15 protein-coding genes are annotated in these 21,459 nt (G+C 68.0%); 6 read left to right on the forward strand and 9 right to left on the reverse strand.

Annotated elements, in window-relative coordinates; genetic code table 11:
* Nucleotides 1-42: 42 nt before the first annotated feature.
* Nucleotides 43-1,119, forward strand: a complete 1,077-nt coding sequence (locus CD928_RS10375; RefSeq protein WP_095386986.1) for a calcium:proton antiporter — start codon at nt 43-45, stop codon at nt 1,117-1,119.
* A gap of 3 nt (nt 1,120-1,122) precedes the next feature.
* Here CD928_RS10375 and CD928_RS10380 read toward each other — a convergent pair whose 3' ends face one another.
* The gene (locus tag CD928_RS10380; protein ID WP_095386987.1) at nt 1,123-2,259 is read right to left on the reverse strand and encodes a beta-ketoacyl-ACP synthase III; all 1,137 of its coding nucleotides are present in this window, start codon (nt 2,257-2,259) and stop codon (nt 1,123-1,125) included.
* A gap of 191 nt (nt 2,260-2,450) precedes the next feature.
* Between CD928_RS10380 and CD928_RS10385 the strand changes: the two genes are divergently transcribed.
* Nucleotides 2,451-3,002, forward strand: a complete 552-nt coding sequence (locus tag CD928_RS10385; protein WP_095386988.1) for a hypothetical protein — start codon at nt 2,451-2,453, stop codon at nt 3,000-3,002.
* Nucleotides 3,003-3,023: 21 nt separating this feature from the next.
* Here CD928_RS10385 and CD928_RS10390 read toward each other — a convergent pair whose 3' ends face one another.
* Both CD928_RS10390 and CD928_RS10395 read right to left on the reverse strand, forming a co-directional pair.
* Nucleotides 3,024-3,791: a sulfite exporter TauE/SafE family protein gene (locus CD928_RS10390; RefSeq protein WP_095386989.1), complete on the reverse strand. Its 768-nt coding sequence runs from the start codon at nt 3,789-3,791 to the stop codon at nt 3,024-3,026.
* A 117-nt stretch (nt 3,792-3,908) separates the two neighbouring features.
* Complete coding sequence (locus tag CD928_RS10395) at nt 3,909-4,835, reverse strand: LysR family transcriptional regulator (protein ID WP_095386990.1); 927 nt, start codon at nt 4,833-4,835, stop codon at nt 3,909-3,911.
* 83 nt (nt 4,836-4,918) lie between these two features.
* On the opposite strand from CD928_RS10395, the gene CD928_RS10400 reads away from it, so the two are divergent.
* Nucleotides 4,919-5,257, forward strand: coding sequence for a hypothetical protein (locus CD928_RS10400; protein WP_095386991.1), 339 nt, complete (start codon nt 4,919-4,921; stop codon nt 5,255-5,257).
* Nucleotides 5,258-5,327: 70 nt separating this feature from the next.
* Here CD928_RS10400 and CD928_RS10405 read toward each other — a convergent pair whose 3' ends face one another.
* Together CD928_RS10405 and CD928_RS10410 are read right to left on the reverse strand one after the other, a co-directional pair.
* Nucleotides 5,328-6,203, reverse strand: coding sequence for a proline dehydrogenase family protein (locus CD928_RS10405; RefSeq protein WP_095386992.1), 876 nt, complete (start codon nt 6,201-6,203; stop codon nt 5,328-5,330).
* On the reverse strand, nt 6,200-7,324 hold the full coding sequence (locus tag CD928_RS10410) for a GNAT family N-acetyltransferase (RefSeq protein ID WP_255247108.1): 1,125 nt from the start codon (nt 7,322-7,324) through the stop codon (nt 6,200-6,202). The genes CD928_RS10405 and CD928_RS10410 overlap by 4 nt, the downstream gene beginning before the upstream one ends.
* A gap of 144 nt (nt 7,325-7,468) precedes the next feature.
* Here CD928_RS10410 and CD928_RS10415 point away from each other — a divergent pair, with 144 nt between their 5' ends.
* Nucleotides 7,469-8,086 carry a response regulator transcription factor gene (locus CD928_RS10415; RefSeq protein WP_176473538.1) on the forward strand — a complete coding sequence of 206 codons (618 nt, stop codon included), beginning with the start codon at nt 7,469-7,471 and terminating at the stop codon, nt 8,084-8,086.
* Here the strand turns inward: CD928_RS10415 and CD928_RS10420 are convergent.
* Nucleotides 8,072-10,252, reverse strand: coding sequence for a sensor histidine kinase (locus CD928_RS10420; protein ID WP_176473539.1), 2,181 nt, complete (start codon nt 10,250-10,252; stop codon nt 8,072-8,074). The genes CD928_RS10415 and CD928_RS10420 overlap by 15 nt on opposite strands.
* Nucleotides 10,253-10,825: 573 nt before the next feature.
* Between CD928_RS10420 and CD928_RS10425 the strand changes: the two genes are divergently transcribed.
* Entirely contained in the window at nt 10,826-17,800 is a 6,975-nt protein-coding gene (locus CD928_RS10425) for an autotransporter domain-containing protein (protein ID WP_141237135.1), read from the forward strand.
* A 70-nt stretch (nt 17,801-17,870) separates the two neighbouring features.
* On the opposite strand, the gene CD928_RS10430 is transcribed toward CD928_RS10425, so the two are convergent.
* On the reverse strand, nt 17,871-18,410 hold the full coding sequence (locus CD928_RS10430; protein ID WP_095386996.1) for a hypothetical protein: 540 nt from the start codon (nt 18,408-18,410) through the stop codon (nt 17,871-17,873).
* 122 nt (nt 18,411-18,532) lie between these two features.
* Between CD928_RS10430 and CD928_RS10435 the strand changes: the two genes are divergently transcribed.
* Nucleotides 18,533-19,438 (forward strand): Rossmann-like and DUF2520 domain-containing protein, encoded by a 906-nt coding sequence (locus CD928_RS10435; protein ID WP_255247109.1) that lies wholly within the window; start codon nt 18,533-18,535, stop codon nt 19,436-19,438.
* Between the two features lies 1 nt (nt 19,439).
* Here the strand turns inward: CD928_RS10435 and CD928_RS10440 are convergent, their stop codons facing one another.
* Nucleotides 19,440-20,153, reverse strand: a complete 714-nt coding sequence (locus tag CD928_RS10440) for a tRNA (guanosine(46)-N(7))-methyltransferase TrmB (RefSeq protein WP_095386997.1) — start codon at nt 20,151-20,153, stop codon at nt 19,440-19,442.
* A 53-nt stretch (nt 20,154-20,206) separates the two neighbouring features.
* Complete coding sequence (gene metK / locus CD928_RS10445; protein WP_095386998.1) at nt 20,207-21,430, reverse strand: methionine adenosyltransferase; 1,224 nt, start codon at nt 21,428-21,430, stop codon at nt 20,207-20,209.
* Nucleotides 21,431-21,459: the final 29 nt, after the last annotated feature.

A 21,459-nucleotide genomic window follows, 5' to 3' on the forward strand; every position in this document is an offset into this window, starting at 1 on the left:
CCCGCGGGTAGCCATCGGGAAATGCGGCTGCAATAAAGCCGCATGAAGAGCAAAATCCGCCGCATCGCACCCGACGTCTTCCCGGTTCTTGGTTTCCTCGTCGCGTTGGCGAGCCTTGGCATGGCGCTCAATCCGCTCCTCGTCGGACTGGTTCTCGGTGCGTCGGTGGTGACCGCGGTCCACCATGCCGAGGTCGTCGCGCACCGCGTCGGCGAGCCCTTCGGCACGCTGATCCTCGCGCTCGCGGTGACCGTGATCGAGGTCGGACTGGTCCTGACGCTGATGCAGGCCGAACCCGACAAGGCGCAGACGCTGGCGCGCGACACGGTGTTCGCGGCGGTGATGGTGATCCTCAACCTGTTGATGGGGCTCTGCCTCTTGAGCGGGGCGATCCGCCATCACGAGCAGCGTTTCCAGCGCACCGGCATCGGCGCCGCGCTCGCGACGCTGACGGTGCTCACCACGGTGACGCTGGTCCTGCCCAATTTCACCTCGAGCGTGCCCGGACCCTTCTATTCAGGGACGCAGCTCGGCTTCGTCGCGGCGGTGTCGCTGATCCTCTATGCGACCTTCGCGCTTGTGCAGACGGTGCGGCATCGCGACTATTTCCTGCCCGAAGGCGAGGCGCAGGACGAGCCCGACGCGCACGCCGAACCGCCTAGCGCGCAGCGGATGTGGATCTCGCTCGGCCTGCTCGTCGCCTGCCTGTTCGGCGTCGTGCTGCTGGCGAAGGCGCTGTCGCCCACCATCGGCGCGCTGCTTGCCGATTGGGGCGCGCCGCCGGCGGTGCTCGGCGTCCTGATCGCGGCGCTGATTCTCGCACCCGAAGGGCTCGCGGCGGTGCGGGCGGCGAAGTCCGATCGCCTGCAGACCAGCCTCAACCTCGCGCTGGGCTCGGCGCTCGCGACGATCGGGCTGACGATTCCGGCGGTCGCGATCCTGTCGATCGTCGTCGACCTGCCGATCAGCCTCGGCCTCGATGCCAAGTCGTCGGTGCTGCTGTTCCTGTCGCTGATCGTCGCGTCACAGACGCTGGCGAACGGGCGCACCACCGTGCTGCAAGGCGCGATCCACCTGATGCTGTTCGCGGTCTATCTGTTCACGACGTTTGTGCCCTGACGCTCACGTCTTCCGCACGAACACCGTCCCCGCGCTATAACCCGCGCCGAACGAGCAGATGAGGCCGGTGTCGCCCGCGGCCATATCTTCGTGGTTCAGGTGAAAGGCGATGATCGATCCCGCGCTCGACGTGTTGCCATAGGTGTCGAGCACCGTCGGGCTCTCGTCGGCGCTTGCCTCGTGCCCGAGCACGCGCTGCGCGATCAGGCGGTTCATGTTGGTGTTCGCCTGGTGGAGCCACAGCCGGCGCATGTCGGCGCCTTCGAGCCCGAGCTTCTCCATCTCCTCGACGATCATCGCCGCGACCATCGGCACGACTTCCTTGAACACCTTGCGGCCCTCTTGGACGAAGAGCTTGTCGGTCTTGGGTCCCGACTGGTCGATGCCGCCGTGGGTGCGGTTCAGGAAACCGAAATTGTTGCGGATATTGTTCGAAAAGACGGTCTTGAGCCGGGTGCCGAGGATGTCCCAATGGCCGGCGGGCGCGATATCCTTGGCCTCGACGAGGATCGCGGTCGCGACGTCGCCGAAGATGAAATGGCTGTCGCGGTCGCGCCAGTTGAGGTGGCCCGAACAGATTTCGGGGTTCACGACGAGCACGCTCTTCGCATGGCCGGCACGGATATAGTCGGCGGCGGTCTGGATGCCGAAGGTCGCCGACGAGCAGGCGACGTTCATATCGAAGCCGAAGCCGTCGATGCCGAGCGCGTCCTGGATTTCGACCGCCATCGCCGGATAGGCGCGCTGCATGTTCGAGGCCGCGCACAGCACCGCGTCGACGTCGCCCGCATCGCGGCCGGCGCGCGTGAGCGCATCCTTCGCCGCCGCGACGCCGATCTCGGCGAGGATCGACAACTCGTCGTTGCCGCGCTCGGGCAGGCGCGGCGCCATGTGCGCGGGGTCGAGAATGCCCGTCTTGTCGACGACGTGGCGCGAGCCGATGCCGCTCGCCTTCTCGATGAACTCGACGCTCGATTCGGTGAGTTTGGCGACCTCTCCCGTGGCGATCGCTTCGGCATGCTCGCTGTTATGCAGCGCGACATAGGCGTTGAAGCTGGCGACCAGTTCTTCGTTGGAAATGACTTCGGCGGGGGTGAAGAGGCCGGTGGCGGACAGGACCGGCTGCGGTGTGTGCGACATGAGAGTCCCTGCGTCTTTTGTTCTGCAAGTCATGCTGATTAGGCTTCGCCGCGACACCGCGCAACGTTCCTGCGATCCGGCTGAACATATCCCGACATCATGGTTAACTCACCGCTAACCCTTTTCGTGGCAGATTGTCCGATGCAAGCCTCCGGGGGATGGCTCCCCGGGTGCGATGCGGGAGCATGACGATGGCGACGCGTTCAGGACCGGCTACAGGCGACCTGTCGATTTCGGAGATCAAGGAATTCGCGGGCTTTCCCGCCGCGACGCAGCGCTATATCCGCCGCTCGCTCGACATCGGGCTGGAGCGCGACGATGCGATCGCGCGCTGGTCGCGCGACATGGTCGAGGAAACCGCGATTCGCGTCCAGGCCCGCGTCTATCAGCGACTCATCGAGATTCGCGCCCATATTCCCGACGACAGCGGCCTCGATGCGCTCGAAGGCTTTATGGCACCGCTGGTCGCGGTGTCGGCCTTCGACCTCGGACAGGACCGGCTGCCCGGCTTCGCACCCTATCGCTTCCTCTACGAGCGGCTGCTCGGCGCGCATGCGCGGCCGTGGCTGCCGGGCGCCTTCTGCGCCGCGGCGTCGCTGCCGCACCTCCACCCCGACAAGCGGCGAGCCTTGCTCCAGTCGATCAGCGAAGCCGCGGCGACCGCGCCCGGCTGGTCGGCGCGCGAACCGAGCTTCTATCCCGAGTGGGTCGACAAGATCGACGAGACGCGCCCGGCGCAATGACGAGAAGGGGTGACCCCGTCCTTACACCAGCACCTTGTACAGCCCGAACGCGCTCGTCGCGGTCAGCACCGCACCCACCAGCACCAGCATAAGCTTGGGCGAGAAGCGCTTCGCCATCACCGCGCCAAGCGGCGCCGCGAGCACGCCGCCGATGAGGAGGCCGAGCGTGGCGCCCGCGATGTCGGCGAGGCCGAGATGCCAGATGAAGGTCGCCGACACCGCGAGGGTCAGAAAGAATTCGACGCTGTTGACGGTGCCGACGACCTTGCGCGGCTCGGCGCCCTGGACGAGCAGGTTCGACGTCACCACCGGCCCCCAGCCGCCGCCGCCCGCGGCGTCGAGGAAGCCGCCGATCAGGCCGAGCGGCGCGATTACCTTCGGCTTGCGAATCTTGGGCGGATAAAGGAGTCCGCGGACGAGAAGCCAGACGCCGACCGCGACCAGATAGGCAAGGACGAACGGCTTGACGAGATCGCTGTGGAGCGAACTCAGCAGATAGGCGCCCGACACGCCGCCGATCAGCCCGGGAATCAGCAGCTTCAGGAACAGCCCCCACTCGATGTTGCGGTGGAGGAGGTGGCTGATCCCCGACACGCCCGTCGTGAACACCTCGACGACATGGATACGCGCCGACGCCGCCGCGGGCGGCACGCCCATCACCGCGACGAGCAAGGTGTTGCAGATGACGCCGAACGCCATCCCCAGCGCGCCGTCGACGAGCTGCGCCGCGAAGCCGATGAGGATGAAGGGCAGGAGCGCCGTGGGGTCCAGGGCGGCCAGATCGATCATGATTTCATCCCAACTGTTTTAGTTGACAACTAGGCTGCCGCGTTTCGGGCGGAATCGCCAGCGCAATTTTTCTGCGCACGGCGAAGGGATTTGTTTCTGCGGCGCATCGAATCCCGATCAGCCGGTCACATCGTCGGGCAGATAGTCGCGGACATAGTCGATGAAGGCGCGCAGCTTCGGCATCACCTGCTTGCGGCTCGGGTAATAGAGGAAGAGGCCCGAGGTCGAAGGCGCATAGTCGCCGAGCAGCACCTCGAGCTCGCCCGCCGCGACCATCGCCTTGGCGGTCGGCTCGGCGATCGTGCCGATCGCGACCCCGCTGCGCATCGCGACGGTCATCGCATGGAAATCATTGACGATCACCGGGCCGGTCACCGCGACGTCGAACTCGCGATTGCCGCGCTCGAAAGTCCACGGCATCATCGCGCCGGTGCCGAGGCGCAGCCGCACGCAGCGGTGGTCGCGCAAATCCTCGGGGGTTTGGGGCCGCCCGTAGCGGGCGATATAGGCGGGCGCCGCGGCGGCGACGAAGCGGAAGGGACCGGTCAGACGCACCGCGATCACGTCGGCGTCGAGCGATTCGCCCATCCGCACCCCGGCGTCGAAGCCGCCCGCGCTCAAATCGGCGAGCGCGTCGTCGGCGAAGATTTCGAGCTCGATCTCGGGATAGGTGTCGCAAAAACCCGCGAGGATCGGTTCGAACAAGGGCTGCACCGCGCCGCGCATCAGATTGATCCGCAGGCGCCCTGCGGGCCGGTTGCCAAGGTTGCGCGCCGCCTCATAGGCGTCGGCGAGCCCCGAATAGGCCGGCGCCGCGCGTTCGAGGAACATTTCGCCCGCCTGGGTTAGCCCGACGCTGCGCGTGGTGCGCATGAACAGCGGCGCGCCGACGCGCGCTTCCAGGGCTTTCACGGTCTGGCTGATCGCCGAGGGCGAGACGCCGAGGTCGGCGGCCGCGGCGGAAAAGCTCCGCCTCTCCGCGACGCGCAGGAAAGCTTCGATCCCGTCGAGCGCCCCATGGGGGATTGTTAAATCCTGCTTCAAGGCACTTGCAGATTATAGAGGATTATCTATTGGCGCAAGCGCGGCTAAAAAGGTTGCACAACGAAACGAAAGGAACCTCTCCCATGGCCTATCAGCTCTCCACTTTCCGACGCTTCCCCTCTGCCTTCGCGATCGTCGCGGCTTCGGCGCTCGCTTTCACCGGCCTGATCGCCTCGACCTCGCCGGCCTATGCCCAGGCGAAGGGCAGCGACTATCGCTGCACCGGCCTCGCCGACCAGGCGCGCACCGCCGCCGACGACATGCAGGGCAGCAAGCAGTCGAGCGCCAAGCGCTTCGTGTCGACCGGCAACAAGCTGTGCGAAGCGGGCAACGAACGCGCCGCTGCCAAGCAGTATCGCGCCGCGCTGAAGATCGCCGGCATCGCCGAAACCGAATCCGACAGCCAGATGGCCGCTCGCTGAGCCATCGGCACCAATCTCCGGCCTGCCACTATCTCCCTCTCCCCGGCAGGCTCCACAACTGGGGCGGCTCCTAACCGGGCCGCCCCATTTGTTTTGCGCGGTCGCGCAGACCCAGCGCGTCGCGCAGCATCCACAGCGGCAGATGCGGGCGCGCGAGCGCCTTGTCGATCGCATAGGGCCACCAATCGGGGCCGAAGGGAATATAGACGCGCACCGGCACCCCGCGTTGCCGCGCCGCCGTCATGGTCCGCCGGCGCGGCAGCCCGCGCAGCTGCTCGAGCTCGCACGGCGTCCCCGCCGCAATCAATATGTCGAGCGCACGCTCGGCGAGCGCCGGCTTGTGCGTCGCGACGGCGACCGGCGCCGCGCGGCCGGCAAGCCGCGACACTAGCGCCAGAAAGGCCGCGTCGATATCCTCGGGGTCGGCGTCGAGGTCGCGCCACTCGCCCTTCACCACGCGGATCGGGGCGGACGTGTCGCGCCATTGATCGGCATCCGAAAGGCTGCGCCGCCAGCGTGCCGGCAGGACGCAGCCGGTGCCGGAAAAGTCGGGAAGCAGCGCCTCGACGGCGGCGAGCGTCGCATCGGCGTCGGCGGGTGCGTGGGCATCGAACATCAGCCGCATGTCCGCCGCGGCGGCGGTTTCGGCGAGGGTGCGGAGGCGCGCGGCGCAAAAGCCGAGCGGCGGCGCCTTGACCGACAGGCGCGCGGGGGCGGCGCCTGGTCCCATCCGCTGCATCACCGCGCGGCACGCCGCGACGATCGCGTCGGGGCTATCGCTTTCGGCCTGAAAATAGCTGACTGTCGCCGCGAGCCCGCGGCGGTCGAGGTGCGTGCGCAGCGCGGCGGCGTCGCCGGGTCCGGGCGCGGGCAGCCACGCCCCCGCGCGGCGCGGCAGCGCATAGCGCTGGTCGCGCAGCCAGCGCCAGGCCGCCGAACCGCTCACCGGCGCGGCGCGGGCAGGCGCCGGCGCAGCCAGACGAGCGCGTCGGCGGCGAGCGCGATCAGCCCGGGCAGGGTGTAGGGATAGGTGCGCAGATGGACACAGCCGCGCTGCTCCTCGGTCCAGAAGCGCGTGATCCACGGCTCGGCCTCGCCGAGCAGTTCGAAGCTCTCGAGACCCTGTTCGGCCGCCCAGCCGAGCATATGGAGCATCAGAAGGGTTCCCGGCGAGCATTTGCCGAAACGCTCGTCATGGCCGATCTTGAACAGCCAATAGCGGCCCGACCACAGCAGCGCCATTTGCATCGCCACCGCCTCGCCGTCGATGCGCAGGAACGACAGGCGGAAATTGCCGTCGGTTGCGGCCGAGCGAAAGAAGCGGCGGAAAAATGTCTCGCGCCGGGCATCGACGGCGATTGCGCTGCCCGCGTCGCGTTTCCAGCTGTTGAGTTCGACCGCGATCGCCTCGTCGAACAGCGCATCGAACGCGTGCGCGGCCGGCGCCAGCGTCTCATAGGTCACCCGCCCCATCGCCTCCGCGCGCCGCGCGGCGCGGCGAAAATCGGAGCGGCGGCGCGCGCTGAACCGGCTTTCGGGGTCGCGCCAGCCGCTGTCGAGCGCAATCATGGGACAGGGCATCGCCGGACGGACCGACAGCCAACCGCGCTGCCCGATCGCCCGGCGGAGCGCGGGAACGAGCGGGGAGTCGGCCGAAATCCGGTCGAGCGACACCGGGTGGCGCAGCGCCGCGATCGCAGCGGCGACGGGGCCGGCGTCATCGGCTCGCGCGCACAGCAGGTCGCTCGGTTCGAACAATTCGCTCGATCCGGCGAGCCGCCAGCGCGCGAGAAACCGGTCTTCGCGGCACAGCGGCAGGATCGCCGTGACCGCCCGGTTCCGGCGCACGCCCAGCACGTGCCGATGCGCGCCCGCCAACAGCGGTTCGAGCGCCGCGGCAAAGGCATGGCTCTGCGTCGGCCACGCGCCGTGCACTTCGAGCCGTCGCCATTCGGCGGCCAGCCGCTCCGGCGTTTCCGACGCGGCAAGATCGACGGCGCGCGCGGGCGCGGCCGGCGCCGATGGCGCGTCAGCGTCTGCGTCGATGTCGAACCGCGCGTGATACAAGCGAATACCCCCTTATCCTGCGCGAATAGCCCCGAAATGCTAATAAATGTCTGCGGGCACGTGCCGGCCCCCCAAGTTTATTCGGGTTGCGAGGCCTCCCTCGGTTGAGGCATGGCAGGGGTTTGCGGGGTGGGGAACGCTGCGATGAGTGCGCATCACAATATCCTGATCGTCGACGATCACCCGATCACGCAGAGCGGGTTGCGGCTGCTGTTCGCGGGGCACGAGCGTTTCACCGTCGTCGGCGCGCTCGATCGCGGCGCGACGGTCGGCGCCTTCGTCCAGTCGCAGCCGGTCGATCTGGTGATCCTCGACCTCAACATGCCCGACGTGCGCGGCATCAACATCCTCGCCGAGATCGTCGGCTCGCGCGACATGACGGTGATCATCCTGACCGGCGAAAGCCAGTATGGCGAGGTCGATTATGCGCTGAAGCTCGGCGCGCGGGCGGTGGTGAGCAAGGCCGACCCGCCCGAAGAGGTCATCGCGGCGTGCGAGGCGGCGCTCGCCGGCGACATCTATATCTCGCCGCACATGCGCGATGCGCTCGGCAAACATCGTCAGCCGCCGGTCACCCTGTCGTCGCGGCAGATGGCGATCCTCCACTATCTGGCGCAGGGTGAGAGCAACAAGGAAATCGCCTACCGGCTGTCGATCGCGCAACCGACGGTGTCGTTCCATATCGCCGAACTGAGGCGCAAGCTCGACGTCTCGCATAACCGCAAGATCGTCGAGCGCGCGCACGAGCTAAACCTCCTCTGATCGTCCTTCCAGCCGCGGGTGCTCCGTCATTTCGCGGCACAGCGGCTTGATCAGCGCCATCCCCGCCAAGTCGGCAAGGCGGCCGCGCGTGACGCTCGTGTCGTCATAGGTGAGCGCGACGATCCGGTCTTTCGGGACCGGGGACGAGGCAAGCGCCGCCTCGAACGCCGCACGCTGATCGAAGTCGAGAATGCGGAAATCCGGGAGTGCGTCGGCGATCTCCGCGCCCAGGCAGGGCGTTGTGGCCCGAAAGGCGCAGGGCAGGACGATGCGGATCTCGGTTCCCGCGGGGCTCGACGCGGTGATGCGCAGCGATCCCGACAGCGCCTGGATCAGCCGCTTTGCCGACTGGAAACCCGATCCACTGCCTTGGGCGCTCTCGTCGGCGCGCAACCGGGTGACGGCATCGTCGTTGAGGCGCGCCATGACCTCGGCGGGCATGCCCTTGCCGCTGTCGGTGATGGTGAGGACTGCCCGGCCATCCGCCATCGCGACGCGAATTTGCGCGCCGCCGGCCTCGGTGTAGTGATAGCTGTTGCTGAGCAGGTTCGCGAGCGCGCGCATCAGCAATGGTTTGTCCGAGACGATCATGATCTCGCCCTCGACCTCGGCGTCGAGCGTCAGCCGTTTCTCCGCGAAGCTGGTCTTGAACATCATCAGCAGCGGCTCGGTGAGGGCCTGCGCGCGAAAGCTGCCGAGCGCGAGAAAGTCCGCGTCGCTGCCGGCGATGTTGGCGCCCGAGATGGTGGTCGAGACGATCTCGCTGAGATAGGCCGCCGAACTTTGCAACATCTCCGTGAGCTCACGGTGCGTGCCCGCGGCATCGCCGCGCTTCAACACGTCGACCGCGCTGTTGAGCGCGAGGATCACCTGCTTGCTGTCGTGGCCCGAGGCGTGGAGCAGCGCGTTCTGGCTGTTGACCGTCGCGAGCGCGAAGGCCTTTTCCTCGGCGAGCCGCGCGGCGCGTTCGCTGATCCGCACCCGTTCGGCGAGCGAGCGGGCGTAGTTGGTGTCGGCGGTGAGCTTGTCGGCCTGGATCTTCTTGAGGTTGAGGCCGAGCGCGAGCGTCACCATGATCGATTCGAACAGCCCGACGGGCCCCGCGAGGTGCCAGTTGATCGGTAGCCAGGCGAAAAATCCCATCGAGGCGATCGCGGCATAGACGATGAACAGCGCGAGGCTGGCCCAGCCGACGAACAGCGGCCAGAGCTGGCGTCCGAGCTGCCGCATCGCGGCGAAGCCGACAAAGGGCAGGAACAGGGCGACCGCCACCGCGACCAGCCAGGTGGCGCCGTGCAGCGCGCCGCGCAGGCCTTGCGGATAGAGCGAGAGTCCAGGTTGCAGCAGCATGATCGCCAGCGCCGCGAAGATCAGGCCCTTGAGCACGAGGTCGCGTTTCGGGAAATGCGTGGCGGTGCCCACGAAGCTGCGGCAGAACTGCGTCATCGCGGCGGCGAATCCGCATTTGATCGCATCCTCGACCGCGACGCCGGTCAGCGGCTTGTCGGCGAGAAAGAAGATCGTGAAATAGCCCTCCGAATGGATGGTGTTGAGCGCGAAGAAGGCCTCGGCGATCGCCAGCCAGATGAATTCGCGATGTCCGGTGATCGAGAAGAAGAGGAAATTCAGGAGGAAGAGCACCCCCGCGCCGAGCACGACCCCCGCCACCATCGCGATGTTCGCGCGCCGTTCCTTGAAAAAGGTCCCGTAGGTCGCGATCTTGAGCGGCAGATAGGTCGAGTTTTCGGACAGGAAATCGATCAGGATCAGCTTTTCCTGCCCGGTGTCGAGCACGATTTCGGTGCTGAACGCCTGATAGGTGCCCAGATTGTCGCTCGCGGCGCGGGCGTCGGTGCCGTCGACGAGCAGGTCCAGCCCATCCCCCGACACATCGTAGAGACGGAAATATTTGAGCGAACCGCGCCCCGTGGTGAGAATCCAGCTCCCCTGGCTGCCGCTCGCATTGCGGAGTTTCAGCAGGACCGCGGTGCGGTGGCCGGGCGGCCCGAAATGGATCGTCGGCCCGGTGACCCGCGCGAGCGGAGCGGTGAGCAGGGCGTCCACCGTCGCGCGGTCGATCGTTCCGGCGTCCTTCGCATAGCGAACGAAGGGGGCGAGCGGCGGCGCGTCGCTGCCGGGTCGCAGATCGAGCACCGGAAGCGGCACCCCCCCTCCGCGTTGATGCGCGGCGCAGTCGCGCGGATCATTGCAGGATTTTTCACGCAATCCGGACGCTTGGTTCACGCTCGCCCGATGGTCCGGCCCTAGCGCGGGGGGCAACGACCGGAGGGAAGGCGATGAATTGTCGGAGGAAGTTGGGCGATCGGCGAGGGCCGGCGCGGCGCGCGCGAAAGGCAGCATCGCCAGCATCGCGAGCGCGAACAGCAGAATCCGGCATTTTCCCCCCATGGCCGGCGATGTTGCTGCGCGCCGGGCCGAAGTCAATTTTCTTTTGGGTTGAGGCGTTTGGCGCTCCCGGCGGCAAGCAGAACCGCGGAATGGCGCGCAAAGCCGCCGTTCGCCCGTCCACAGCGACGAAGGGGCGGGAACGACCCCAAAAAACATTGGGTAGACGCCGGCCGCATCCGACACTTAGTCCACCCGCAGAACGTCGAAGGTCAGGCACCGACCTGATCGGCGCGGGGGCGCAACAGACAGGTCGAACGGATGGGCGAGGCGCATCGGCGCCGCGCCAATCCTTTCGCCTACCCGTTTTTCACCGAGGGGAGTGATTGCTCGATGTCCGCCATTTCCAAGTCCCGCCTGCTCGCCACCAGCGCCATCGCCGGCCTGTCGGCTCTTTATCTCGCCGCGCCGGCGCAGGCGCAGGACAGCTTCGGCATTCACAACGACCAGCCCGAGACGCTGGAAGTCACGATAGCGGAGACCGACGAAGACGTCGTCGGCAGCGATATCGGCATCTATGCCGACAATGGCGCGGTGGTCCTCACCAACGATGGCGAAATCCGGGGCAACGGCAACAACGTCGGCACCCCCCAGAGCCGGCCGAGCGGCGGCGTGGTGATCGCGCAGCCCAATTCGATCATCGTCAACAGCGGCGAGATCAGCGGCGCCGCCAACGGCGTCGTGACCTCCTATTTCTTCAGCGAAGACGCGAATGACGACGAACTGCCCCCCGAGGCGCGGGCCGCGAACACCAGCGTCACCAACACCGGCTCCATCCAGGCCGAATCGGGCACCGGCGTCGGGCTGACCGGCGGCGGCAGCGTCGTCAACGGCGGTTTCATCCAGGGTTTGACCGGCAGCAACGGCGCGCTGGGGGTGGGCGTCGCAATTTCCGAATTCCCCGACGCGATCGACCCCGACGCGACCGGCGTCGGCTCGATCACCAACAGCGAAACCGGCCTGATCGAAGGGCAGACGTTCGGCGCGGTGCTGGCGGGCGGCGGCACGATCGACAATGCGGGGACCATCCGCAGCACCGGCCAATTCAACCCGGCGACCCCGGGCGTCACGCCGTTCGGCGTCATCCTGACCGCGACCCCCGAGCAGGAAGGGCGCAGCGCGACGGTCAACAACGAAGGGACGATCTCGGGCTTCCTCGGCCTCCTCGCCGGCGGATCGCTCGACGCCGCGACGATCGACAACGACGGCACGATCAGCGGCCTCGGCCTCGGCATCGTCGGCCAGTCGACCGGCACGCTGACCATCCACAATGGCGAGGACGGGTTGATCCTCGCGAGCGGCCACGCGATCACCTCGAACGCGGGGGCGCTCGCGGTCGATAACGCCGGGCTGATCAACAGCGGCGCCAACGCCGGCGTCAACATCACCACCGCCGACGCGGTGATCGGCAACAGCGGGACGATCCAGGGTGCGACCTTCGGCATCACCACCAACGCGTTCCAGCCGACCCCGCAGACCGCCGAGCATCGTGCCACCAATGTCGCGCTGACCAACAGCGGCCTGATTTCGGGCGCCAATGCCGACGGCGTGCGCCTGCAGAACGGCGGCAGCGTCGACAACAGCGGCGAGATCGCGGGCAATGCGCGCGGCGTCGCGATCCTGAACGAGATCGGCGCCGAGGGCGTCACGGGAACCGTCACCAACAGCGGCTCGATCAGCGGGCTGACCGGCGACGGCATCTATACCAATCTTGGTGCCGACGGCACGGCGACGATCGTCAATGCCGAGGGCGGCATCATTGGTGGGGGGGAGTCGGGCGTCCACGCTGACCACGGGGCGCTCGACCTCACCAACGCCGGCACGATCCGCGGCGACGGCGCCAATCCCGGCTTCGACGCCCCGCCGGACGCGGGCGTCACCATTTCGGGCGGCGTCAGCAGCGTGACCAACAGCGGCACGATCTCGGGCACGCGCTTCGGGATCACCACCGCCAATCACTTCAATCCCGCAACCGGCCAGCTCGAGGGGCTCGCCACCGGCACCACGGTCGTCAACAGCGGCACGATCATCGGCGAAGGCGACGACGGCGTCCGCCTGATCGGCGGCGGCAGCGTGACCAACAGCGGCACGATCTACGGCCAGATCGACGCCGGCGCCGACGGCATCTCGATGTTCGCCTACACCGACCAGGCGAACGCGGACTATGGCGCGCTCGTCACCAACGAGGAAAGCGGCGAGATCGCGGCGCAGCGCTTCGGCGTCATCCTGTCGGGCGGCGGCGACGTTGCCAACGCGGGCTCGATCATCGGCGGGAACGGCGGCGTCTATGTCCAGGGCACCGCGCTCAACAGCGACCCGGACGAGGACCGCAGCGGCCTGACCGCGAGCGTCGTCAACAGCGGCAGCATTCGCGGCGTCGGCGATTTCGGCGGCAGCAACGGCGACGGCTATGGCGTCGGCTTCGGCAGCGACATGTCGACCGCGACCCTCGACAACAGCGGGTCGATCACCAGCGGCTTCGGCGTCGGCGTCCTCCACGGCTCGCTCGCCGACGTGACGGTGACCAATGCCGAAGGCGGCACGATCACCGGCGCGACGTCGGGCATCTATTCGAACGCGAACGGGACGCTCGCCGTCGTCAACGCGGGTACGATCCGCGGCGAGGGCGCTTACGATGGCTTCGATGCGCCGCCCGACGCGGGCATCACCATCGGCACCGCATCGTCGAGCGTGACCAACAGCGGCACCATCTCGGGCGCCGGCGCGGGGATCACGACGGCGTATCTTTTCGACGAGGAGATCGGCGAACTGGTCGGCCTGGCGGTCGGCACCACGGTGACCAACAGCGGCACGATCAGCGGCGAAAGCAACGACGGCGTTCGCCTAATCGGCGGCGGCAGCGTCACCAACAGCGGCACGATCGCCGGCACCGGCGCGGCGGGCGCGGACGGGGTCTCGATGTTCGCCTATGAGGGGCAGGATATCTCGGACGTGTCGGCGCTCGGTACCCTCACCAACAGCGCGGACGGCACGATCAGCGGCGATCGCTATGGCGCGATCCTCTCGGGCGGGGCGGTGGTCGAAAATGCCGGCCTGATGACCGGCGGCGCGGGCGGTCTCTATGTCCAGACCAACACCACCGAGGAAACCGGCAAAACCGCGTCGGTGACGAACAGCGGGACGATCGCGGGCGGCACCGGCATCATCTTCGGCAGCAATCTCGAATCATCGACGCTCGTCAACAGCGGCATGATCGAGGGCAGCACCGGCTTCGGGGTCGCCAACGGGTCCTATGGCCGTCTCGCGATCACCAATGCCGAGGGCGGCACGATTACCGGCGCGACGATGGGCGTCTATGACGACGAAGGCGGCATCGACCTCGTCAATGCGGGCACGATCCGCGGCGAGGGCAGCTACGACGGTTTCGACGCGTCCCCCGAAGGCGGGGTCACCATCGTCGGCGCGCCCTCGACGATCGTCAACAGCGGCACCATCTCGGGCGCCGGCGCGGGCATCACCACCGCCTATTATTTCAATGTCGAAACGAACGCGATCGAGGGTCGCGCGGTCGGCGTCACCGTCGACAACAGCGGGACGATCTCGGGCGAGTTCAACGACGGCGTCCGCCTGATCGGCGGGGGCAGCGTGACCAACAGCGGCACGATCGCCGGCACCGGCCGCGCCGATGCCGACGGCATCTCGATGTATGCCTATGACGACCAGGCGAGCGAGGATTATGGTGCCTTCGTCGGCAACGCCGCGGGCGGCACGATCGAGGGCGATCGCTTCGGCATCATCCTGTCGGGCGGCGGCGACGTCGAGAATGCGGGCAGCATTGCCGGCAGCGACGGCGGCCTCTTCATCCAGGGCACCGCGCTCGACAGCGGCGAGCGCAGCGGGCTGACCGCCAGCGTCATCAATTCGGGCAGCATCACGGGCAGCCGCGCCGACGGTCTCAACGGCTATGGCGTCGGCTTCGGCAGCGACCTTGCAACCGCGACGCTCGACAACAGCGGCACGATCAGCAGCGCCGCGGGCGCGGGCGTGTTCCACGGGACGCTCGGCGACGTGACGATCAGCAACGCTGCGGGCGGGACGATCGAGGGCGGTACCCACGGGGTCTTTGCCGGCGGCGACGGCAGCCTCGCGCTTTCCAACGCCGGGACGATCCGCAGCAACGGAACCTACGAGGGCAGCGACGCCCCGGCCGACGCGGGCGTGATGATCCAGTCCGCGGATGCGGTGGTCGAGAACAGCGGCACCATTTCGGGCGCCGGCTACGGCATCGTCACCCAGCTCTATTTCAACGATGAGACGGGTCAGCTCGAAGCGCGGGCAACGGGCGCCGAGATCTCGAACAGCGGTACCATTCGCGGCGACGCCAACGACGCGATCCGCCTGTTCGGCGGCGGCTCGGTCGTCAACAGCGGCACGATCGAAGGCGTCGCGGGCGACCTGACCGACGGCATCACCATCCAGGCCTTCGCCGGCCAGGATACGAGCGGCCAAGCGATGCTCGGCAGCGTCGTCAACGAAGCCGGCGGCACGATCGCCGGGGTGCGCTACGGTGTTCTCGCGGTGAGCGGCGCCTCGGTCACCAACGCGGGAACGATCTCGGGCGGAGAGACCGGCATCGTCATCGGCCGCCAGAACAGCGACGGCAAGACGGGCGAACTCGTCAACAGCGGTACGATCGACGGCGGCGTCCTGCTCGATGTCGACAGCGCGGCAGCGACGAACAGCGGCACTATCGCGAGCGGGACGGGCGTTGCTTTCACCTCGCTCGGCGCGGTGACGCTGACGAACAGCGGCTCGATCATCGGCGGGAACGGCGTCGCGGTCCAGCTCGGCGCCTTCGACGACAGCGTGACGCTCCATAGCGGCAGCGCGATCACCGGTGCGGTCGATGCGGGCGCGGGGGTCGACAGCCTGACGCTCGACGGCGACGTCCTCGAACTTACCGAGGCGCAGCAGCTCGGAACCTCGACGGGCTTCGAAACGCTCGAAGTGGCGGCGGGTTATTGGACGACCGCTGGCGTCGTCGGCGAATTCGACAATGTCACGATCGCCGAGGGCGGCGCGCTTCAGGTCAACGAGGTCGATCTCGGCGACGGCGAGGGACTTTCCTCGCCGATCCTGACCCCGGCGGTGACGACCAACGGCCGGCTGGTGCTCAATTTCAGCGAGAATGACGTGGTGTCGCAGCTCGACGAGCTGTCGATCACCGGCACCGGTACGGTCGAACTGATCGGCGAGGCGGTCTTCACCGTCGACACCGCCACGGTCGCGCACACCGGCGGCACGCTGATTTCGAACGGCGGGCTGGTCCTCACCGGAACCCTGCTCGGCGACGTGACCACGTCGGGCGACGGCAGCTTCCAGCTCGGCGCGGGCGGAACCGAGGGCAGTTTCACGGGCGATATCGTCAACGACGGGCGTTTCATCTTCAACCGCTCGGACGATTACGACTTCCTCGGCGCCTTCTCGGGCAGCGGCATCCTCGACAAGCTCGGCGAGGGCATCCTGACCTTCAGCGGCGACTACAGCTTCGACGGCATCACCAACATCCTCGCCGGATCGGTCCGCATCGGCGGGCTGATCGACCCAGAGACCGAATTCAGCCTCGGCGGCGGCTCACTCGACATTTCGGGCAACGACCAGACGATCGGCGGCCTGTCGGGCGAGGAGGGTGCGAACGTCCAGATCGGTGCCAACACGCTGACCGTCGATCAGGACGACAACAGCGAGTTCGCGGGGACGATCTCGGGCACCGGCGGCTTCACCAAGGAAGGCGACGGCAAGCTCAACCTGACGGGCACCAGCGACTATACCGGCCCGACCACGGTCAACGGCGGTACGCTCGCGGTCAACGGCTCGATCGCCTCGTCGCCGGTGACGGTCGGCGACGGCGGCACGCTCGGCGGCAACGGCACGGTCGGCACGACCACCGTCGCAGGCGGCGGCACGATCGCCCCCGGCAATTCGATCGGCCGCCTGACGGTCGCGGGGGACCTCGATTTCGCGGCGGGTTCGATCTATGCGGTTGAGGTCAATGCGGCGGGCGAGGGCGACCGGATCGACGCGACCGGCGCGGTCACCATCGCCAGCACCGCGAGCGTCGCGGTGCTCGCCGAAGACGGCGACTATAACCCGCGCACCGACTATATCATCCTGACCGGCGCGGGCGGTGTCACCGGGACCTTCGGGTCGGTGACGAGCGATCTCGCCTTCCTCGATCCGCTGCTGCGCTACGGCCCCAATGCCGTGACGCTGTCGCTCTATCGCAACGACATCGACTTCGCCGACGTCGCGGTGGGCGCCAACCAGGCGGGGGTCGCGGCGGCGATCCAGGCGCGCGGCGTCGACGATCCGCTGTTCGAGGCGCTGCTGGTCCAGAATGCGGCGGGCGCGCAGGCGGCCTATGGCGACCTGTCGGGCGAGATCCTCGCCGACACGCTGAGCGGGCTCACCGACGACAGCCGTCACCTGCGCAACGCGCTGCTGGGCATGGACGCGCCCGAGGAAAGCGGCGCCTTCGTCTGGGGCTCGGCGTTCGGCGGCTGGGGCGACTTCGATGCGCAGCCCGGCGGGCTCGACATGGATACCGACCATAAGGGGCTCGTCGCCGGTTTCGGCTATGGCGGCAATGGCTTCGCGGCGGCGCTCTCGGCCGGGATCGGCAACTCGGATTTCCGCCTCGACGGCCGGGGCGACCGGGCCAAGGCCGACAGCAAATATCTGGCGGCGCACCTGATCTATGGCACCGGCGAGGGTTTCCGCGGCGCCTTCGGGCTCGCCTACGGCTGGCACGACGTCGACACGACCCGCTCGGTGGCCTTCGCACCGCTCGCGCAGACGCTGACCTCGAACCGCGACGCGAACACGCTGCAGATCTTTGGCGAGGCCGGCTATGACCTCGCGATGGGCAAGGCGGCGGTGACCCCCTTCGCCCGGCTGGCGCATGTCCGCACCAAGAGCGACGCCTTCGTCGAAACCGGCGGCAACGCGGCGCTCGCGGTCGCCGGGGCGAAGCAGGAAACCACCTTCCTCAGCCTCGGTGCGCGGGCGCGCTTCAATGCCGGCGAGCCGGGCTTCCAGCCCTATGTCTCGGCGGCGTGGAACCGGGCCTTCGGTGACCGCGCCGCGGTGAGCAGCTCGGCCTTCGCCAGCGGCGGCGGGACGCCCTTTGCGATCACCGGCCTACTGATCCCGCGCAATTCGGCCGAGGTCGAAGCGGGCTTCGATTACAGCACCGGCGCCTTCAGCATCGGCGCGGCCTATTCGGGCACATTGGCATCGGATCGCAGCACCCATGGTGCGCGCGTGACTGCAAGGATTTCCTTCTGACCCAGGCGACCCGGTTACGGGGGGTCTTGCAGTCGGCCGGGGCGGCACCCACCGCCCCGGCCATCTTTTTTTAGAGCGCGATCGCCAGCACTCCCGCGGTTCCCGCGGCGAGCGCGACGAGCAGCGCGGCGCGCGGTGCATAGGTGCGGATCGCTCCGAATCGCTCGGAATCCTCCAGCGGCGCGTCGTCGATATCGGGCTCCGCGACCGCCGATAGCGGCTCGTCGGGCCCCCGGCGCAGGAAGGCCGGGGCCGAGGCGAGATCGGGTCCGCTAACCCCGCTTGCCAGTGCGAGCTTTTCGAAGGCGAGCGCCATCTTCTCTTCCAATATCTGACGGGCGATCGCCTTCAGCTTCGGGTCCTCGGCGGACGGCATGTCTTCGACGAGACGCTCGATCCTGGCATCGATCGCATGAAGCCGGTCGATCGCCTCGATCGCCGCGGTTCGGTCGCCGCGTTCGAAGGCGAGCTGCAGCCGCAACAGCGACAGCGCGCTCGCGCGGCAAAGCTGAAGGCCGAGGGCCATGTCGGCGGACGTCCCGCCGGGCTCGACGCGGTGCACATCGTTGGCGACGTTGCCGTCGTCGTCTCGCGTCGAAAGGGCGTTCATGTCCTTGCTCCCGTCTTGCCGTCGCCCCCCGCGACCGGGCCTAGTGCCAATGTTGCGGCGCAAGGAGTCCCCATCGGGCCTGCCGTGCCCCGGATACGCCGGATTGCAGCGACCAACCCGCGATGGCGGGAGCGATTCGAGCGCGCTACAAGGGCGGGATGAAGCAGAACGGCTATCGGCAAATCGGGATCGTCGGCGCGGGCCGGGTGGCGCAGGCGCTCGCGCTCGGCCTTGGCGGCCATTCGGCGGCGCCTCCGATGCTATGGACCCGCTCCTCCGGTAATCTCGGCACCGCGGCTCGGCGGGTCGGCCGGGCGGTCGCCGCCGAACGGCTCGAAACGCTGGTCGAGGCCAGCGACCTGATCGTCATCGCGGTGACCGACGATGCAGTCGCTTCGGTCGCCGCCGACATGATTCCGGCGGTCCCGGCGGGCCACGCGCCCTTCATCTTCCACGTCAGCGGGCGGAGCGGCGCGGCCCTACTTGATCCGCTGCGCGGCGCTGGCGCGCTGACCGCGGCGATCCATCCGGTGATGACCTTCACCGGCGACGCGCAAGAGGAGGTGCGGCGCATGGCCGGCGCGCGCTTCGCGATCACCGGCTCGAGCGCGGAGGCGACGGCGGCTGCCGGGGAGGTCGTGCACCGGCTCGGCGGGGTCGGCGTCGAAATCGCCGAGGCGCATCGCTCGCTCTATCACGCCGCGCTGTGCCATGCCGCGAACCACCTCGTCACCCTGCTCGACGGGTCCTTTGGGGCGCTGCGCAGCGCGGGCGTGGACGACCCCGCCGCACTGCTCGCGCCGCTCGTTCGCGCGGCGCTGGAAAACAGCCTGGCGCACGGCTTTGCCGCGCTCTCCGGCCCGCTACTGCGCGGCGACGGCGAAACGATCGCGGGCCATCTGGCCGCGATCGCCGGACATTCGTCCGAACTGCTGCCCGCCTATCGCGCGATGGCGCTCGCGACGCTCGACCAAATGGAGCGCTCGGGCGCCACGGTTTCGCCGGCGCTGCGCGCCCGGCTCGCCTGAGTCAGCGCCGCCGGTAGCGGAAATACCAGACCTCGTGCCCCTGCGCGCGGGCCTTGGCCTCGTAGCGCGTTTCGGGCCAGCCGCCGGGTCGGACGAGAAAGTCCTTCGCATCCTTTGCCAGCCATTCGAACTGGTGGCGGTGGCGCCGCATCACCATCAACGCGTGGGCGAGATAGACGGGGTGGTCGGTGCCGAAGCGGAATTCGCCCCCTGGTTTCAGCTTCGCGGCGATCAGGTCGACCGGGCCGTCGTTCATCATCCGCCGCTTCGCATGGCGCGCCTTGGGCCAGGGATCGGGGTGGAGCAGATAGGCGAAGGAGAGGGCGCCGTCGGGGACACGGCGCAGCACCTCGAGCGCGTCGCCATGATGGATGCGGACATTGCCGAGGGGCGGGTGCGCGCCATGGTCGCCGCTGATGTGGACCAGCGCCTGCGCAACGCCGTTGACGAAAGGTTCGGCGCCGATGAAGCCGTGATCGGGCAGCATGTCGGCGCGCCCCGCCATATGCTCGCCGCCGCCGAAACCGATTTCAAAATGCAATGGACGGTCGTCGCCGAACAGATGCTCCGCGGAAACTTCGCCAACTTCCGGCACCGCGATCTGCGGCAGCAGATTGGCGACCAGATCCTGCTGGCCCGCGCGCAGGGGCTTGCCCTTGGCGCGGCCATAGAGACGGTTGAGCGTGGTCGGGTCGCCGGACTTGTAAGCGGTCATGGCGCGCGCGTTAGCGGTACGGGGCCGGGGCGGCAAGCCGCCCCGGATACCAATCAGGCAAAGGCCGCCTTCAGCTTGTCGGTCAGGTCGGTGCGCTCCCACGGGAAGGCGTCGCCGTTCGCCTGGCGGCCGAAATGGCCATAGGCGGCGGTCTGCCGATAGATCGGCTTGTTGAGGCCGAGGTGGGTGCGGATGCCCTTGGGGGTCAGGCGGACGAGCTGCGGGATCAGCTGTTCGAGCGCCGCTTCGGTCACGCCCTCGGCCGCGGTGCCGTGAAGATCGACATAGACCGACAGCGGCTCGGCGACGCCGATCGCATAGGCAAGCTGGATCGTGCAGCGTCGCGAGAGGCCCGCGGCGACGATATTCTTGGCGAGATAGCGGGTGACATAGGCCGCCGAACGGTCGACCTTGGTCGGGTCCTTGCCGCTGAACGCGCCGCCGCCGTGCGGGCTCGCGCCGCCATAGGTGTCGACGATGATCTTGCGGCCGGTCAGCCCGGCATCGCCGTCGGGTCCGCCGATCTCGAAGCGGCCGGTCGGGTTGATGTGATAGACGGTGTTCGCGGTCAACAGCTCGGCGGGCAGCACGTCGGCGACCACGCCCTTCACATAGTCGCGCAGCTCGGCATATTTCGCCTCGTCGCCCTCACCATTGTGGAAGAAATAGCCGGGGGCGTGCTGGGTCGACACGACGATCGCGGTCGCCTCGACGGGGCGCTCGTTGGCGTAGCGCAGCGTGACCTGGCTCTTGGCGTCGGGTTCGAGGAAGGGCGCCGTGCCTGCCTTGCGGTCGGCGGCCATGCGCTCGAGAATCTTGTGGCTGTAATCGAGCGTCGCGGGCATCAGGTCGGGCGTCTCGTCCGACGCATAGCCGAACATGATCCCCTGGTCGCCGGCGCCTTCGTCCTTGTCGCCGCTTTCGTCGACGCCCTGCGCGATATGCGCCGACTGGCCGTGGAGGTTGTTCTCGAAGCGCAGCGTCTCCCAATGGAAGCCGTCCTGCTCATAGCCGATGTCCTTCACCGTCTTGCGGACGGTCGCTTCGATCTCGTCGAGCGCGCCGGGCGCCCAGGCGCCGTTCTCATAGACGCCCTTGCAACGGATCTCGCCCGCCAGCACGACGAGCTGGGTGGTGGTCAGCGTCTCGCACGCCACGCGCGCTTCGGGGTCCTTCGACAGGAACAGGTCGACGATCGAATCCGAAATCTGGTCCGACACCTTGTCGGGATGTCCTTCGGACACGCTTTCGGAGGTGAAGAGGAAGCTGTTGCGCATGGAGAGACCTTCTGAATCGAATATAAAGG

This window comes from Sphingopyxis sp. GW247-27LB (assembly GCF_002277025.1).
GTDB lineage: Bacteria > Pseudomonadota > Alphaproteobacteria > Sphingomonadales > Sphingomonadaceae > Sphingopyxis.

Excerpts from the sequence above, each read along its gene's own strand:
- CD928_RS10375 (WP_095386986.1), top strand. The coding sequence starts at position 43 with ATGAAGAGCAAAATCCGCCGCATCGCACCCGACGTCTTCCCGGTTCTT.
- CD928_RS10380 (WP_095386987.1), bottom strand. The coding sequence starts at position 2,259 with ATGTCGCACACACCGCAGCCGGTCCTGTCCGCCACCGGCCTCTTCACC.
- CD928_RS10385 (WP_095386988.1), top strand. The coding sequence starts at position 2,451 with ATGGCGACGCGTTCAGGACCGGCTACAGGCGACCTGTCGATTTCGGAG.
- CD928_RS10390 (WP_095386989.1), bottom strand. The coding sequence starts at position 3,791 with ATGATCGATCTGGCCGCCCTGGACCCCACGGCGCTCCTGCCCTTCATC.
- CD928_RS10400 (WP_095386991.1), top strand. The coding sequence starts at position 4,919 with ATGGCCTATCAGCTCTCCACTTTCCGACGCTTCCCCTCTGCCTTCGCG.
- CD928_RS10415 (WP_176473538.1), top strand. The coding sequence starts at position 7,469 with ATGAGTGCGCATCACAATATCCTGATCGTCGACGATCACCCGATCACG.
- CD928_RS10425 (WP_141237135.1), top strand. The coding sequence starts at position 10,826 with ATGTCCGCCATTTCCAAGTCCCGCCTGCTCGCCACCAGCGCCATCGCC.
- CD928_RS10430 (WP_095386996.1), bottom strand. The coding sequence starts at position 18,410 with ATGAACGCCCTTTCGACGCGAGACGACGACGGCAACGTCGCCAACGAT.
- CD928_RS10435 (WP_255247109.1), top strand. The coding sequence starts at position 18,533 with ATGGCGGGAGCGATTCGAGCGCGCTACAAGGGCGGGATGAAGCAGAAC.
- CD928_RS10440 (WP_095386997.1), bottom strand. The coding sequence starts at position 20,153 with ATGACCGCTTACAAGTCCGGCGACCCGACCACGCTCAACCGTCTCTAT.
- metK (WP_095386998.1), bottom strand. The coding sequence starts at position 21,430 with ATGCGCAACAGCTTCCTCTTCACCTCCGAAAGCGTGTCCGAAGGACAT.